A 15636-nucleotide genomic window follows, 5' to 3' on the forward strand; every position below is an offset into this window, starting at 1 on the left:
CCCCGGTGCGGCACCGACACCACCCACGGACAGAGCGCACGACCGCAACCAACCACCCCCCGCCCCGAAGGGGCGGAAAAGCAGCGTCGGTCACGTCACGGACGAGCCACAACGGGGACGTCGCGCCAACCGAGCCGGAGGCTAACCCGCTCGGCGGTGGGATTTCGCCCGCGCCCGCTTCTCCACGTACATCCGCTGGTCCGCCGACGCCAGCACCTCCTCCGCCGACATCCCGCACGCCGCCCAGCCGATGCCGAAGCTCGCCCCGACCCGTACCCCGCGGCCGTCCACCCGGATCGGCGGAATGATCGCGTTGCGCAACCGCACCGCGAGGTCCTGCGCGTCGGCGCGGCCGAGGCCGTCGGCGAGGACGACGAACTCGTCGCCGCCCAGCCGGGCCACCGTGTCGCCCTCGCGGACGCCGTTGGCGAGGCGCCGGGCGACCTCGATCAGGACAGCGTCCCCCGTGTGGTGACCGAACCGGTCGTTGATCGACTTGAAGCCGTCGAGGTCGCAGAAGAGGACGGCGAGCCCCTTCGTGCCGTCGTCCTCCTCGCCCTCGGGCGCGACGGCGTGCACATGGTGGTGGTCGTAGCCGCCCACGCCGACGGCCGGCGGCCCGCCGAAGGGCGCGTCGAAGCCGTCGTTGCGGAACCCGTGCTCGTCGGTGTCGTCGTCGCCGCCGGCCGCCGTGCCGTCGTCGTACGCGCCCCCCGCCCCGTACGCGCCACCGCCGGGGCCGGCCGGCCCGCCGCCCGCGTACCCGCCGTCGGTGAGCGCGCCGGTCGTCCCGTAGCCGCCGTAGCCGCCGAACCCGTCGAGCCCGGGGTCGGCGCCGTACGGGCCGGCCGCGTCCGCGGCGGCGCCGGGCCCGCCGAGGGGCCGGTCGCAGAGCCGGCTGCTGAGCCGGGCCCGCAGCTCGGCGCTGTTGGGCAGGCCGGTCAGGGAGTCGTGGCTGGCGCGGTGGGCGAGCGCGAGCTCGTGCCGCTTGCGCTCCTCGATGTCCTCCACGTGGGTGAGGAGGAAGCGCGGCCCGTCGGCGGCGTCGGCGACGACGGAGTTGCGCAGCGAGACCCACACGTAGGAGCCGTCGCGGCGGGCCAGCCGCAGCTCGGCCCGCCCGCCCTCGGCGGAGGTGCGCAGCAGGGTCCCGATGTCCTCGGGGTGGACGAGGTCGGAGAAGGAGTAGCGGCGCATCGCGGACGCGGGCCGGCCGAGCAGCCGGCACAGCGCGTCGTTCGTGCGCAGCAGCCGCCCGTGCTGGTCGCCGCCCATCTCGGCGATGGCCATGCCGCTGGGCGCGTACTCGAACGCCTGTCGGAAGCTCTCCTCGCTCGCGCGCAGCGCCTGCTGCTCGCGCTCCAGCCGCACCAGGGCGCGCTGCATGTTGGCGCGCAGCCGGGCGTTGCTGATCGCGATGGCGGCGTGGAAGGCGTACATGCTGAGCGCCTCGCGCCCCCAGGGGCCGGGCCGCCGCCCGTTGCGCGGCTTGTCGACGGAGATCACGCCGAGCAGTTCGCCGTTGCTGGCGTACATGGGCGCGAGCAGGCGGTCCATGGGGTGCCACTCGTCGGCGAACCGGGGCTCGGGGCCGCCGGGGTGCCACTGCGGCACGTCGTCGTCGTCGAGGACCCAGCCCTCGGTGTGCGGGATGAAGCGCAGCTCGCCCCAGCGCACGCCCATGCTCAGGCGCCGCTCCCAGGCGGCGCGGGAGCCCACCCGGCCGGCCATGAGCGCCTCGGCGCCCGCGCTGCCGGCGACGGCGGCCACGACGAGGTCGCCGTCGGGGCGCACCAGGTTGACCGCCGACAGTTCATAGCCGAGGCCGGTGATCACGCCGTCCGCGACGGTCTGCAGGGTGTCCGCCAGGCTGCGGGCTGTGTTGAGGTCCGCGACGACATGGTGCAACTGCCGCAGGGTCGCAAGACGGACATACGGTTCCGACTCGGTCTCCATCGCTCGCTCTCCCCGAGACCTCGACAGCTACTCCAGGTTTCTTGTCGTCCGATTTCCACGGCCACTGAATCACAGCGAGCTGCTCACTCGGTACACAGGGTCAACAATTAACGCCTCGTGTGACTCAAGTCACAAGAAGTGATGAGGAGTTGGCGGCACGGGAGCGGAGTGGGGCGCGGTGTTCTCCACTTGTCGAAGGCCAGGGGCGGGGCGCGGGCGGCGGGGCGGCCCCGCCAGCTGGGAGGGACCTATGGCCTAGGGCGGGTGCCGGGGGCCCCGCTGGTCCCGGGGTCCGATGCGGAGGGCGCGGGGGCGCGGTTAGCGTTCCCGTGTGCTGCCCAAGATTGTCACCGCCGATCACGCCGGCTCCGATGCCGGTACCGCTCCCTCCGCGGGCCCTGCTGCGGGCCCTGCCGTGGGCCCGGGCATGGGCCCTGCCGCGGGTCTCGCTGCGGGCCCCGCCGCGGGTCCCGCCGCCGGCGGGGGGTCCGCCGCCGATGGAGGGCCCGTGGTCGCCGCCGCGCCCGTACCCGCCGTCCCGGCCGCCCCGCGCGGCGCGGTGGCCCATGCTGAGGGAGTGAGCGAGGACGAGTTCCGTGCCGCCATGTCCCGGCTGGCGGCGGGAGTGGTGCTGGTGACGGCGCACGACCCGGAGGACGGGCCGCGCGGCGAGGACGTCGGCATGACCGCCACCGCGTTTCTGTCGGTGTCGCTGGACCCGCCCCTGGTGATGGTCAGCGTGCGCAACGAGTCGCGGATGGACGAGCTGCTGGAGCGGCAGCCCCTGTGGGCGGTGTCCGTGCTGTCGGAGAGCCAGCGGCACGTGGCCGGCCGGTTCGCGATGAAGGGGCGGGTCAGCGACCGGCTGCTGTTCGAGGACCTGGCGTACGTGCGCGGCGAGGCGGCGGGCGCGCCCCTGATCGGCGGCGCGCTGGCGGTGCTCGAGTGCCGTACGGAGCAGCGGGTGACGGCCGGGGACCACACGCTGGTGGTGGGGCGGGTGCTCACGGCGCACTCGCCCAGTACGGAGGGCGGGCCGCTGATGTACTTCCGGGGGCGGTACCGGCGGCTGGCTTGAGCCGGGGCCGTACGGGTCCGTACGTCGTACGGGGGCGGTGGTGGTCCGTACGAGGAGGCGCGCGGGTGGTCCGACGGGCCCCCCGCGCCCGTCGGACCGTACGGCCACCGGCGCTCCCCCGTGCCGGCGCCGGTGGCCCTCCCCGCGGTTCAGCCCCAGTCGCGACCGCTGCGGCCGCGCTTGGTCTCGGCCCGCTGCTTCTTCTCGCGCAGCCGGCGCTCATTGATGCCGCGGGGGATCTTCGTGGCGCGCCGCGGCTTCGGCGGCGGCGCCGTGGCCTGCGCCAGGAGTGCCGCCAGGCGTACGGCGGCGGTCTCCCGGTTGCGCCACTGGGAGCGGTGTTCCGAGGCCCGTACGGAGATCACCCCGTCGACCAGCCGGTCCGCGAGGCGCTCCAGCGCCCGCTCCTTCCACACCGGGGGCAGCGCGTCGGTGCGCGCCAGGTCGAAGCGGAGCTCCACCTGGCTGTCGCTGGTGTTGACGTGCTGGCCGCCGGGTCCGGAGGAGCGGGAGAAACGCCACATGAGCTCGGACTCCGGCAGGGAGACCGAACCGCGGATGACGTGAGGACCGGACATGCGGTCAATGATTCCGCCTCCGGCGGGCGGTCGTCACCCGGTTTTCGGGCCGGGGCGCGGTGGGACGGCGCCGGGGCGCGGCGGGGGACGCCAGAGAAACGTAAAGAAAGTAAAGAGATCTGGAACCTCTCCGTGCCGGACAGGCGTTGTGCAGGGTGACGGTAGCTTCGTCCTCAGCACGGAGCCCGAGCACGATCGACGAGGAAAGGGACATCTCCCATGGCTGTAAGCCTGTCCAAGGGCGGCAACGTCTCACTGACCAAGGAGGCTCCCGGCCTGACCGCCGTCACCGTCGGCCTCGGCTGGGACGTGCGCACCACCACCGGCACCGACTTCGACCTCGACGCCAGTGCCATCGCCGTCAACCCCGGTGGCAAGGTCGTCTCGGACAGCCACTTCGTCTTCTTCAACAACAAGGCGACGCCGGACCAGACGATCGTCCACACCGGTGACAACCGGACGGGTGAAGGCGAGGGCGACGACGAGCAGATCAACGTGAACCTCGCGGGCCTCCCCGCGGACGTCGACAAGATCGTCTTCCCGGTCTCGATCTACGACGCGGAGTCCCGCAGCCAGAGCTTCGGCCAGGTGCGGAACGCGTACATCCGGATCATCAACCAGGCGGGCGGCGCGGAGATCGCGCGCTACGACCTGAGCGAGGACGCGGCGACGGAGACGGCGATGGTCTTCGGCGAGCTGTACCGCCACGGGGCGGAGTGGAAGTTCCGCGCGGTGGGCCAGGGCTACGCGTCGGGCCTCGCGGGCATCGCCCAGGACTTCGGCGTCAACGTCTGACCCACCCCGGCGGGCGGATCGCCCACCCCAAGGGGCCAGACCTCCGGTCTGGCCCCTTCCTGTTGCCCCGGCCCTGCCGGCAGCGATTTATGCGACAACGCGAATACGGGCGTCGCCGCATGGACGACCGCGGCGACGCTTCCGTACCGTCGTGGCGACGCCTCGGAAGAGGCCTGCGCGAGGGGGTTCACCATGGCTCGTGAGGAACTGACCCGGCTCACCGGCAACGGCAACGGTGAGTGCAGTCAGAACGACTGCCCGAACGTCTACAGAACCGCATCCGGCTCCTTCGTCGTCCAGGGAAACCCGTGCGACGTGTTCGTCCCGCCGAAGGGCGAGAGCCTCGTGGAGATTCCCGAATCGGTGTTCCGGGAGGCCGTCCGTGCTCTTGGATGGTGAGGCGTGGCACGCGAAATTCCGGGACTTCGCTCGGGAGGCGTGGCGGCTCGAAACCCTGCCCGTGTACAAGGTTCCGCAGGAAGAGGAACGGTTTCAGGCCTTTCTCGCCGGCCGGCGCGTCGATCCCCATCCGGACGCGAATGAGTACGCGGAGGACCTGGAGCGGGTGCGCCGGGAGGGCAAGAGCAAGGGACGCGTACACGTCGTCACACGCCCACTGTCGGACTATCTCCGGTTCGAGTTCATGTGCTACCGGCCTCACGTCCGGGCCGGCGAGGACATCCGCATCATGGATGTGACCGATCGGCACAACCCTCTGGCCGGCGTCCAGGATTTCTGGATGTTCGACAGGTCGGACGTCGTTCTCATGAACTACGCGGCGGACGGCACCCAGATCAACAGGGAAGTGTACGAAGGGGACGTGGCCCCCTTCCTCGAATACCAGCGCATCGCGCTGGCCGAGTCGGTTCCCTTCGAGGAGTACGTGAAGGGCCTTGACGTTTGACCCGGACGCGTTGGGTCGGTCGAAGGCCGATCTGGCCGAAACCCTCAGGACGCTCCGTAAGCGAGCCGGGCGCACGCAGGCCTGGCTCGCCCGGCGTTGCACCATGTCCCAGACGAAGATCAGCAACATCGAGAGCGCGAAGCTGACGCCGCGACTTGCGGACGTGGAGCTGATCCTGCGGGCACTGGAGGCCCCGCCCGACCTCGTCACCCAAATGGCCGCCCTGACCCGCATCGCCCATACCGAGTGGCAGGATGTGTGGTCACAACGGCGGACGGGCCTGGAGAAGAAGCAGAACGAACTGGCCGGGTTCGAGAAGACCTCTTCGGAGTTCCGCTACTTTCTGCTCTCGATGGTGACCGGCCTGTTGGCCACGCCCGAATACGTCAGAGCCAGCCTCGCCCATGTTCCCGGCGATCAGAGCAAGGCCATCGCGAAGAAGCTGGAGCGGCAAGCGGTCCTTCACGACACGTCGAAACACTTCACGTTCATTCTGACCGAGCAGGCCGCCAGATGGCCCTTCCTCCCCGCCCTGGCCATGGCCATGCAGATCGACCGGTTGATATCCGTGAGCCTCCTGCCCAATGTACGGCTGGGAGTCATCCCGCTGGACGGCCATGTGCCGGTGTGCGCGCTGAACACCTTCACCGTCTACGACGCCCGGATAGCGACGGTGGAGACGTCGACCGGGGCGATGATTTTCCGCGACCACCGGGACGTGTCCGCCTACGTGAGCGAATTCGCGGAGTACGAGGGCCACGCCCTCTTCGACGAACCGGCCAGGGAACGCCTGTCGGCATGGGCCGACCAGTTCCGCTCATGAACTTTACCTGACAACGCGAATAACGGCGCTCTCCGGCGCCTTTCGGGTGGACCATTGTCTCCCACGGAAAACCGAATTCGGGGAGGCAGCGGAAATGACCGACGCACGATCGAGGGTGCCGGCGGGCGTTCGTACGGATGGGGCGTCCCGGACGCCGGAGGCGGCCCCCGGGTGTGGCGTGTGCGCCGCCCTCGTCGCGCAGCGCGCCGCCGCGCTGGCGAACGGTGACCACGCCGCCGCGGCGGGCCGCGGCGCGGAGATCGCCGCTCACGGGGAGGGGCACTGACATGCCCCTCCCCATGCCGCAGTGGCGCGAACGCTGGCAGCGGGCCGACCGCGCCGCGGACGCGCTCCGCGGAGCCCTGGCCGCGCTCGGCGTTCCCCGGTCCGCCCACGGCCCCATCCGCGGCGTCGTCACCCACCAGGGCCATGTCCTCGTGGACGTGGGCATGCTCCGGGAGGACGCGGCCGCCGCGGTGGCCGCGGCCCTGAGTCCGGGGCCACCGCACAACGCCCCCGCGCACGGCCACGGTGAGGACCGCGGCGGGGCGGCGGCCCCCGCGTGACGTACGGGGCCGCATGACGTACGCCCCGCGTGCGCCGCACCCACCGCGCCCCGCGCCGGCACTACCGTGCGGCGCATGAGACTCGAGACGCTGACCGTCGACGAGAAGGACGAGCACGGCGTGCCCGCGCCGCTGCTCGACGAGCTGACCGCGCTCTACCGGTCCGACCCGGTCTACCAGCGCATCAGCGGCGACTTCCCCGACCCGGACGACATCCGCCCGGAACAGGTCGCGGCGAGCCTCTCCCAGGAGCTGGCGCACCCCGCCACCGAGGTGCTGCTCGCCCGCGACGGCCACCGGCTCGTCGGGGTCGCCATCACCCTCGCCGAGCACCCCGAGGTGGACGACCCCGACCCGTGGATCGGCCTGCTCATGGTCCACGGCCAGGAGCAGCGCACGGGGTACGGGCGCGAGCTCGCCCGCCTGGTGGAGGACCGGCTGCGCGCGGAGGGCCGCACGGCGGTGCGGCTCGCGGTCCTGGAGACCAACGCCCGCGCCCTGGCGTTCTGGGCGGCGCTGGGCTACGAGGTCGTCGACCACCGCCGCGACCGCCGCCACGGCCGCCCCTGCGCGGTGCTCCGCAAGTCCCTCTAGGCTCCGCCGAGTCCACGCCCCCCGGGTCCGGAGGGGCGTCACAGGCATGCTCGCCCCCGGGTCGCGCCGCACTCAACCCGGGCCCCCGACACGCCCGTTGATGATCCCGCAATGTCCCGATTAACGAACCTCATGGTTCATCAAACGAACATCCTTCGGTTAAATCCTTGTCACAGACCTGTCAGAAACGGTCGATCGCTGGCACTCTCGGCTCACTGCCTCGCAGCTCACCACAGGCAGCTCTCGTTTCGCTTGCGCACTTCGCACCACTCCTGCTCAACCCCCCACTCGGGCCGCCCCCACAGCGGCCCCGCATCGAGGAGAAAACGAGTGAGTCGGCTGTCCACCGCTCCGCAGAAGAACGCCCGCAGATACACCCTCCGCGCCGCCGCGCTGGTCGCCTCCGCCGCCATGGTCGCGGTGGGCGTGCAGGCCGGGTCCGCCACCGCCGGCACGGACCGCGCCGCCGGGGCCTCGGCGGAGAAGCTGTCCGTCACCGCGTACGCCGCCGCCGTCAAGGAGGCCCAGGCGGACGCGCCGGCCGAGGCCAAGTCCCTCGGCCTGGGCGGCAAGGAGAAGCTCGTCGTCCGTGACGTCGTCCAGGACGCGGACGGCACCGTCCACACGCGCTACGAGCGCACCTACGAGGGCCTGCCGGTCCTCGGTGGCGACCTCGTCGTCCACGAGAAGAAGAACGGCTCGCGCAGCGTGGACAAGGCCACCGAGGCCTCCATAGCCGTGCCCAGCACCGAGGCCGCGCAGCCCGCCGCCGCCGCGGAGAAGGCCGCGCTGAAGGCCGCCGAGTCCGTGCACGCCGCCAAGGACGCCGAGGCCGAGAAGGCCGCCAAGGCCGCCGGCAGGAGCGCCGCCCCCCAGGGCATCGCCGCCAACGGCGCCGACTCCCACGACGAGAAGATCACCGCCGAGCGTGCCCCCCGCAAGGTGATCTGGGCCGCCTCCGGCGCCCCCGTCCTCGCCTGGGAGACCGTCCTCACCGGCACCCAGCACGACGGCACCCCGAGCCGCCTCGTGGTCGTCACCGACGCCGCCACCGGCAAGCAGCTCTTCACCAACGAGCAGATCAAGACGGGCACCGGCACCGGCCAGTACAGCGGCAAGGTGAACCTGGGCACCACCCGCAGCGGCAGCTCGTACAACCTCACCGACGGCGCCCGCGGCGGCCACAAGACGTACGACCTGCGCCAGGGCACCTCGGGCAAGGGCACGCTGCTCACCGACACCGACGACGTCTGGGGCGGCGGCCGGCAGAGCGCCGCCGTCGACGCCCACTACGGCGCCGCCGCCACCTGGGACTTCTACAAGAACGTCCTCGGCCGCAACGGCATCGAGAACAACGGCACCGCCTCCTACTCGCGGGTCCACTACGGCAGCAACTACGTCAACGCCTTCTGGGACGACAGCTGCTTCTGCATGACCTACGGCGACGGCGAGGGCAACTCCAAGCCCCTGACCTCGCTGGACGTGGCCGCGCACGAGATGAGCCACGGCCTGACCTCCGCCACCGCCAACCTCAACTACAGCGGTGAGTCCGGCGGCCTCAACGAGGCCACCTCCGACATCTTCGCCGCCGCCGTGGAGTTCTACGCCAACAACCCGGCCGACCCGGGCGACTACCTCGTCGGCGAGAAGATCAACATCAACGGCGACGGCACCCCGCTGCGCTACATGGACAAGCCCAGCAAGGACGGCGCGTCCAAGGACTTCTGGTACTCCGGCCTCGGCAACGTGGACGTCCACTACTCCTCGGGCCCGGCCAACCACTTCTTCTACCTGCTGAGCGAGGGCAGCGGCGCCAAGACCGTCAACGGCGTCTCCTACAACAGCCCCACCGCCGACGGCTCCACGGTCACCGGCATCGGCCGGGACAAGGCCACCAAGATCTGGTACAAGGCGCTCACCACGTACATGACCTCGACCACCGACTACAAGGGCGCGCGGGCCGCGACCCTGAAGGCGGCCGGCGACCTGTACGGGACCACCGGCGCCGAGTACAAGGCGGTCGCCACCGCCTGGGCCGCGGTCAACGTGAAGTAAGGCGGAGCGCGCGGTCGCGCACCGGCGAAACGAGACGCACGGCGGCCACGAGCCCGCCACCATGTCTCGGGAGCGACGCTGCCCGCGGGGCCCGGTGGACGCCCGGCCCACCCCCGTACGAGAGTGGCTTCCGCACAACAGACCCGCAGTTGAACAGGCAGTTGAACAGGGCGAGAGGCAGTCAGATGGCTCAGCGTGTACGGGGTGTGGTGGCACCCGGCAAGGGCGAACCGGTCCGGGTCGAGACGATCCTGGTGCCGGACCCGGGGCCGGGCGAGGCCGTGGTGAAGGTCCGGGCCTGCGGCGTCTGCCACACCGATCTGCACTACCGCGACGGCGGGATAGGCGACGACTTCCCCTTCCTCCTCGGGCACGAGGCCGCGGGCGTCGTGGAGGCCGTCGGCGAGGGCGTCGTGAACGTCGCCCCCGGCGACTTCGTGATCCTCAACTGGCGCGCGGTGTGCGGCCAGTGCCGGGCCTGCCGCCGCGGCCGCCCCTGGTACTGCTTCGCCACCCACAACGCCGCCCAGCCCATGGTCCTGGCCTCCGGCCCCGGCGAGGGCACGGCGCTCACCCCCGCCCTCGGCATCGGCGCCTTCGCCGAGAAGACGCTGGTGGCGGCCGGGCAGTGCACCAAGGTCGACCCGGCGGCCTCCCCCGCCGCGGCCGGCCTGCTCGGCTGCGGCGTGATGGCCGGCCTCGGCGCCGCGCTCAACACGGGCGGTGTGGGACGCGGCGACTCCGTCGCCGTGATCGGCTGCGGCGGCGTCGGCAACGCGGCCGTCGCCGGCGCCCGGCTGGCCGGCGCGGCGCGGATCATCGCCGTCGACCTCGACGAGCGCAAGCTGGAGCAGGCCCGCGGCCTGGGCGCCACGCACACGGTCCACGCCGGCCGGGCCGACGTGGTGGCCTCCGTCCAGGAGCTCACCGGCGGCCACGGCGCGGATGTGGTGATCGACGCGGTGGGCCGCCCGGAGACGTACCGGCAGGCGTTCTACGCCCGCGACCTCGCCGGCACGGTGGTGCTGGTGGGCGTGCCCACGCCCGAGATGAAGCTGGAGCTCCCGCTGCTCGACGTGTTCGGGCGCGGCGGCGCGCTGAAGTCCTCCTGGTACGGGGACTGCCTGCCGGAGCGGGACTTCCCCGTGCTGATCGACCTCTACCTCCAGGGCCGGCTCGACCTGGACGCCTTCGTCAGCGAGACCATCGCGCTCGACGACATCGAGGAGGCGTTCGAGAAGATGCGGCGGGGGGACGTGCTCCGGTCGGTGGTCGAGCTCTGACGCCGGGGCCGGCCGGCCCCGGTCGCTCGTCGTGTCCCGGTGCCGCCTTCTGACACCATCGGGGGGTGATCGACCTCGGCTACTCCCTCTCCCCCCGCTTCCCCGACCCCACGCACACGGACTACCGCACGGCGGACGTTCGTACGCTTCGTCACGATTTGTTCTGCGGTGACGTGTACATCGCCGACACCGTGGCGGACCGCGAGTTGTCCACAGCCTGGGGATGGGTGCCGGTGCTCGACTTCGCGTGGGCCCTGTGCGACATCGTCGAGCAGCTCGATCGCGACCCCCGGGGCAGCCGCTCGAACAAGCCGCAGTACGCGGAGCTGGACTTCACGGAGTCCACGGACCGGCTGCGGTTCGAGCGGCGCTTCGGGTGGGTCGACATCACGGCGGACTGGCAGCCGGCCGAGGAGCCGCCGCTGACGTTCAACCACCGGGCGCTGCGCCGCGAGGTCCGCGACTTCCTCCACGACGTGATCGCGGACCTCACGGACATGCATGACGCGCTCGCGGAGAACCCGGTGATCTGGGACCTGCAGTCCCGCTTCCCCCGCGTCTGACCGCGCACCCGGGCCGACCCCCGCGCCGCTTTCCCCCGCGTCCGGCCGCGCCCTGCCGCGCCCCCGGGCCGGTGGCTGCCTATGCTGGCCGGATGTCGAACGCCCGCCCGAACCCGGCGGGCGCAGAACGGAAGACGAGGACGCACGCCATGGCCACCGCCGCTCTCCGTACCGCCGTCGTCACCGGAGCGAGCAGCGGCATCGGTGCCGCCACCGCCCGCCGGCTCGCCGCCGAGGGCTACCACGTCGTCCTCACCGCGCGCCGCGCGGACCGCATCGAGGCGCTCGCCGCGGAGCTGACGGCGGCCGGCCACGAGGCCACGGCGTACGCCCTCGATGTCACCGACCGGGCCGCGGTCGACGCGTTCGCCGCCTTCCTGGACCGCTTCCCCTCCGTGAACGTGCTGGTCAACAACGCGGGCGGCGCGCTCGGCGCCGACCCCGTCGCCACCGGCGACCCGGACGACTGGCGCCGGATGTACGAGGTGAACGTCCTCGGCGTGCTGCACACCACGCAGGCCCTGCTGCCCGCGCTCACCGCGAGCGGCGACGGCACGGTGGTCGTGGTCTCCTCCACGGCCGGCCACGGCGTGTACGAGGGCGGGGCGGGCTACGTCGCCGCCAAGCACGGCGCGCACGTGCTCGCCGAGACCCTGCGGCTGGAGATCGTCGGCCGGCCGGTGCGGGTGATCGAGATCGCGCCCGGCATGGTGCGGACGGACGAGTTCGCGGTGACCCGCTTCCGGGGCGACCAGGAGAAGGCCGCGCGCGTCTACGAGGGCGTCGCGGAGCCGCTCACCGCGGAGGACGTGGCCGACACGATCGGCTGGGCGGTCACCCGCCCCCCGCACGTGAACATCGACCTGCTCGTCGTCCGCCCCCGCGCGCAGGCGTCCAACACGAAGGTGCACCGCGAGCTCTGACGCGTCCCCAACACGGCCGTCCCCGAGCCTTGACCTCCAGCTAACTTGAGGTTGTTGAGTGGTTCGTGCCAGCCCCCCACGGGCGCGCATCTCGAACCGTTCACCCTGGAGACCGCCATGCACGCCATCCGCCAGTACGCCTTCGGACCGGCCGAGAACCTCCTCTTCGAGGAGGTGCCCGACCCCACGCCCGGCCCCGGCCAGGTCCGGATAGCCGTGGCCGCCGCGGGCGTGCACCTCGTCGACACGACCATCCGCGCCGGCGTCGCCGGCGGCCCCTTCCCGCTCCCCGAACTGCCCTTCACCCCCGGCCGCGAGGTCGCCGGCAGAGTGGACGCCACCGGCGACGGCGTACCGGAGAGCTGGCTCGGGCGCCGCGTCGTCGCCCACCTCGGCCAGACGAGCGGCGGCTACGCCGAACTCGCCCTCGCCCCCGTCGAGTCGCTGCACCCCCTCCCGGACGGACTGCCCGAGGACCGCGCCGTCGCCATGATCGGCACGGGTCGTACGGCCGTCGGCATCCTGGAGATCGCCGCGCTCACCGCGGACGACGTGGTGCTGGTCATGGCCGCGGCCGGCGGCCTCGGCACGCTCTTCGTGCAGGCCGCGAAGGACGCGGGCGCCACGGTCGTGGGCGCGGCGGGCGGCCCCGCGAAGGTCGACGCGGTGCTCGACAACGGCGCGGACTTCGCCGTCGACTACACCGCCCCGGACTGGACCGAGCGGGTCCGCGCGGCCCTCGGCGACCGCGCGGTGACCATCGCCTTCGACGGCGTCGGCGGCGACCTCGGCCGCGGCGCGCTCGGCCTCGTCGGCCGCGGCGGGCGCCACCTCGTCTACGGCTGGCTGCCGGGCGGCGCCCCCACGGCGACGACGGAGGAGGAACTCGCCCAGCGCGGCGTGACCTCCGAGACGGTGGTCGGCCCCCGCCTGCTCGACCGCCCCGGCGGCCTGCGCGGCCTGGAGGACCTCGCGATGGCCGCGGTGGCCTCGGGCAAGCTCGTACCCGCCCTCACCCGCTTCCCCCTGGCGGACGCGGCCACGGCGCACACGGCGCTGGAGACCCGGGCCACGCAGGGCAAGGTCGTCCTCGTCCCCTGACGACGACGGCGCGGTGGCCCCTCCGGGGCGGGGCTACCGTGGGTGACGTGATGTGGGCGTGGGTCCCCGTCACGTACGGCTGTCGAATTGACCGTTCTTGACGGCGGTCACGAACGCGGACCACGCGTCCGCGCGGAAGAGGAGGGCGGGTCCGTGAGGGTCCTTCGAGTCCCTCACGGGCACGGTCCCGAGGTCGCCTTCGGCGACCTCGATGCATTCGCCGCCGCTTCCGCCACTGTGGCTACTCTTCCGCCATATCGCTGCACTCATATCCGGTTGAGCGGTCATGGTCGAAGTCCTCTGCCGCCGACTCGATGAGGGAGAGGGACGCCTCGCGCGGCAACGCGGCAGCCCTGAGGAAATCGTAGGACTGTTCGCACCGGGCGACTGCCGCCGGATCGTCCACGAGCCGTCCCCAATGGAGGCCTTCGACGTACGCGACCGTCGGAGCGTCCACGAACTCCAGCAAAAACAGGCCGCCCTCCTGCGACGCGTGAGCGCCAACGTCGAACGGCAGCACCTGGGCGTAGATGCGGTCGTCGCGCACCAGCCCTGCGATGTGCCGGAGTTGCTCTGCCATGGCAAGCGCCCCGCCAACCGGCCGCCGCAGCACGTTCTCATCGAGGATCACCCACAACTGCGGGCTCGTTGGATCGGCGAGGAGCCGGGCCCGCTCCATGCGAGCCTGCACTCGCCGTTCGATCTCATCTCGTGGCGCTAGGGGCTCGACAGCACGGAAGACCGCCCTCGCGTAGCTCTCGGTCTGAAGCAAGCCGGTGACGAGCATGGCCGCGTACGAACTGATTCGTACCGCCGAGACCTCCATCTCGGCCACATCGGCGAAGAACTCCGCATGCTTGGACCGCCGTACGGCCGCGCAGTGCCGCTCGAAGTAACCATCCGTGTCGAGCTCGCGATCGATCCGCTGAGCAAGGTCCATGGGCATGCGCCGCATGCCCACTTCCAACTGGCCGATGAACGAACCGCTGACGTAGACCCGCTCACCGAGCTGTGCCTGCGTGAGGCCGGCGGCCTCACGCTGATACCGCAACTCCGCTCCGTAGAACTCGCGGGGCGATGACGGATCAAGATTCTTGGGTGCCGGCACGCCACAACTCCCCTGTCTCTCAACGCGCATAGTTGGACAGCCGCTACTCCCCACCGTAGCCGCGCAGCGCCACAGTGGCACCACTCAGAGTGATGATCCGTGGAAGGCGCAGGGCAATGACGTATCGGACAGGCGCGATCGTGGTGGACACGCGGACCGGCGCGGTGGGGCGGGTGGTCGCCGAGCACGGCGACCAGGCGCTGCTCCGCCCGACCGCCGGGCGGCCCCCGTGGTGGTGCCCGGTCACCGCGCTGCGGCTGGCCAGGGGGCAGGAACGGACGGCCGTACGGGTCCGGCCCGAGGACCGGGTGTGACGGCCCGTGGACGCGACGCCGCGGCGCGAGCCCGACGCGCCACGGGAGAAGGAGCCCGTACCGAAGCCCGGGGCCGTCGTCCGCCTCCCCCCGGGCGCCCCGGTGAAGCCGTGCCCGTTCCCCTGCGCGATCTGCGCCCGCAAGGGCCGCCAGTGATGACCGTCCACGCAAAGCGGTTGATCGCCGGTCCGGGTGGTCCGTGGCCCGTGCGTGCATGCGGTGCGGGGGCGGTGGCGATGCTGCTCGCGACAGTCGTCTCATCCGACGAGCGGGAGAACGCATGAAGTTCATCAAGGCCAGCGGCCTGGCGGCAGTGATCGTGGCGACGGTCGTCGCGGTCGGCGGCCCGGCCGTCGCCCAGGACGGCCCCGGGAACGGCCGGGGTTCCGGCGGAGTACTGACGGGCATCGGCAACAGCACCGCCGACGACAGCGCCAATGCGTGCCGCAGCTTCCTGCAGGTTCTGACCCCCATGGAGTGCGAGGTTCCGCAGGGCGGGCATCAGCCGGCTCGTCACACGGGTGCCTCCGGCGGGGTGTTCACGAATGACGCGAACATGCATGCCTCGCGCGGCAGCAACGCGTGTGGGAGCTCGGTGGCGGTTCTCGCCCCGACGAGTTGTGTCGTGCGGGCGAAGTAATTCAGTCCCGCGCCTTCGGCGCGGGGGTGGTGGGTTGCGGTCGTGCGCTCTGTTCGTGCGGGGGTCGGTGCCGCGCCGGGGTACGGGGTGCCCTCCCGGCGGGTTTGCGCGACGACCACGGTCACGTCGCGTGTGACGTGGGCGCCACAAGCGTCTGCCCGCGCCTTCGGCGCGGGGGTGGTGGGTTGCGGTCGTGCGCCCTGTCCGTGCGGGGGTCGGTGCCGCACCGGGGTACCTCCTCGGCGGCGCACCGTGCGGGTTGTTCTTCGGCTCCCCCCGGGAGCATGTGCGCCGCGCTGCGGGGGCACCCCGCCACGTCCCCTCCGGCCCGTAGAGCGACGCGCCCGCGGTGGGG

General features: G+C 72.1%; 18 protein-coding genes. 14 read left to right on the forward strand and 4 right to left on the reverse strand.

Annotated features, from left to right (window positions below):
- Nucleotides 1-141: 141 nt before the first annotated feature.
- Nucleotides 142-1956 (reverse strand): diguanylate cyclase CdgB, encoded by a 1815-nt coding sequence (gene cdgB / locus ACSNOD_RS17805; protein ID WP_436767940.1) that lies wholly within the window; start codon nucleotides 1954-1956, stop codon nucleotides 142-144.
- 577 nt (nucleotides 1957-2533) lie between these two features.
- Between cdgB and ACSNOD_RS17810 the strand changes: the two genes are divergently transcribed.
- Nucleotides 2534-3034: a flavin reductase family protein gene (locus ACSNOD_RS17810; RefSeq protein ID WP_436767941.1), complete on the forward strand. Its 501-nt coding sequence runs from the start codon at nucleotides 2534-2536 to the stop codon at nucleotides 3032-3034.
- A gap of 149 nt (nucleotides 3035-3183) precedes the next feature.
- On the opposite strand, the gene arfB is transcribed toward ACSNOD_RS17810, so the two are convergent.
- Nucleotides 3184-3612 carry an alternative ribosome rescue aminoacyl-tRNA hydrolase ArfB gene (gene arfB / locus ACSNOD_RS17815; protein ID WP_436767942.1) on the reverse strand — a complete coding sequence of 143 codons (429 nt, stop codon included), beginning with the start codon at nucleotides 3610-3612 and terminating at the stop codon, nucleotides 3184-3186.
- Between the two features lie 219 nt (nucleotides 3613-3831).
- Here arfB and ACSNOD_RS17820 point away from each other — a divergent pair, with 219 nt between their 5' ends.
- From ACSNOD_RS17820 to ACSNOD_RS17870, 11 genes are all read left to right on the forward strand, one after another.
- Entirely contained in the window at nucleotides 3832-4407 is a 576-nt protein-coding gene (locus tag ACSNOD_RS17820) for a TerD family protein (protein WP_436767943.1), read from the forward strand.
- A gap of 192 nt (nucleotides 4408-4599) precedes the next feature.
- Nucleotides 4600-4806 carry a hypothetical protein gene (locus ACSNOD_RS17825; protein ID WP_436767944.1) on the forward strand — a complete coding sequence of 69 codons (207 nt, stop codon included), beginning with the start codon at nucleotides 4600-4602 and terminating at the stop codon, nucleotides 4804-4806.
- Nucleotides 4790-5311, forward strand: a complete 522-nt coding sequence (locus ACSNOD_RS17830; RefSeq protein ID WP_436767945.1) for a DUF6879 family protein — start codon at nucleotides 4790-4792, stop codon at nucleotides 5309-5311. The genes ACSNOD_RS17825 and ACSNOD_RS17830 overlap by 17 nt, the downstream gene beginning before the upstream one ends.
- On the forward strand, nucleotides 5301-6134 hold the full coding sequence (locus ACSNOD_RS17835; protein ID WP_436767946.1) for a helix-turn-helix domain-containing protein: 834 nt from the start codon (nucleotides 5301-5303) through the stop codon (nucleotides 6132-6134). The genes ACSNOD_RS17830 and ACSNOD_RS17835 overlap by 11 nt, the downstream gene beginning before the upstream one ends.
- A 287-nt stretch (nucleotides 6135-6421) precedes the next feature.
- Nucleotides 6422-6700 (forward strand): hypothetical protein, encoded by a 279-nt coding sequence (locus ACSNOD_RS17840; RefSeq protein WP_436767947.1) that lies wholly within the window; start codon nucleotides 6422-6424, stop codon nucleotides 6698-6700.
- Nucleotides 6701-6775: 75 nt separating this feature from the next.
- Nucleotides 6776-7294: a GNAT family N-acetyltransferase gene (locus ACSNOD_RS17845; protein ID WP_436767948.1), complete on the forward strand. Its 519-nt coding sequence runs from the start codon at nucleotides 6776-6778 to the stop codon at nucleotides 7292-7294.
- Nucleotides 7295-7633: 339 nt separating this feature from the next.
- Nucleotides 7634-9349, forward strand: coding sequence for a M4 family metallopeptidase (locus tag ACSNOD_RS17850; protein WP_436767956.1), 1716 nt, complete (start codon nucleotides 7634-7636; stop codon nucleotides 9347-9349).
- 185 nt (nucleotides 9350-9534) lie between these two features.
- Nucleotides 9535-10632 carry an S-(hydroxymethyl)mycothiol dehydrogenase gene (locus ACSNOD_RS17855; RefSeq protein ID WP_436767949.1) on the forward strand — a complete coding sequence of 366 codons (1098 nt, stop codon included), beginning with the start codon at nucleotides 9535-9537 and terminating at the stop codon, nucleotides 10630-10632.
- 65 nt (nucleotides 10633-10697) lie between these two features.
- Entirely contained in the window at nucleotides 10698-11195 is a 498-nt protein-coding gene (locus ACSNOD_RS17860; RefSeq protein WP_436767950.1) for a hypothetical protein, read from the forward strand.
- A 149-nt stretch (nucleotides 11196-11344) separates the two neighbouring features.
- On the forward strand, nucleotides 11345-12118 hold the full coding sequence (locus ACSNOD_RS17865; RefSeq protein ID WP_436767951.1) for an SDR family NAD(P)-dependent oxidoreductase: 774 nt from the start codon (nucleotides 11345-11347) through the stop codon (nucleotides 12116-12118).
- Nucleotides 12119-12235: 117 nt separating this feature from the next.
- A complete protein-coding gene (locus ACSNOD_RS17870) occupies nucleotides 12236-13219 on the forward strand; it encodes a zinc-binding dehydrogenase (RefSeq protein ID WP_436767957.1) in 984 nt (327 codons plus the stop codon).
- 69 nt (nucleotides 13220-13288) lie between these two features.
- Here ACSNOD_RS17870 and ACSNOD_RS17875 read toward each other — a convergent pair whose 3' ends face one another.
- Both ACSNOD_RS17875 and ACSNOD_RS17880 read right to left on the reverse strand, forming a co-directional pair.
- The gene (locus tag ACSNOD_RS17875; protein WP_436767952.1) at nucleotides 13289-13507 is read right to left on the reverse strand and encodes a DUF397 domain-containing protein; all 219 of its coding nucleotides are present in this window, start codon (nucleotides 13505-13507) and stop codon (nucleotides 13289-13291) included.
- On the reverse strand, nucleotides 13461-14327 hold the full coding sequence (locus ACSNOD_RS17880; protein ID WP_436767953.1) for a helix-turn-helix domain-containing protein: 867 nt from the start codon (nucleotides 14325-14327) through the stop codon (nucleotides 13461-13463). Before ACSNOD_RS17880 ends, ACSNOD_RS17875 begins: the two co-directional genes overlap by 47 nt.
- Before the next feature lie 116 nt (nucleotides 14328-14443).
- Between ACSNOD_RS17880 and ACSNOD_RS17885 the strand changes: the two genes are divergently transcribed.
- Nucleotides 14444-14641, forward strand: coding sequence for a hypothetical protein (locus ACSNOD_RS17885; protein ID WP_436767954.1), 198 nt, complete (start codon nucleotides 14444-14446; stop codon nucleotides 14639-14641).
- A gap of 280 nt (nucleotides 14642-14921) precedes the next feature.
- Entirely contained in the window at nucleotides 14922-15281 is a 360-nt protein-coding gene (locus ACSNOD_RS17890) for a hypothetical protein (RefSeq protein WP_436767955.1), read from the forward strand.
- Nucleotides 15282-15636 lie beyond the last annotated feature (355 nt).

The sequence above is a fragment of the Streptomyces sp. URMC 123 genome, from assembly GCF_051386515.1.
Classification (GTDB): domain Bacteria; phylum Actinomycetota; class Actinomycetes; order Streptomycetales; family Streptomycetaceae; genus Streptomyces.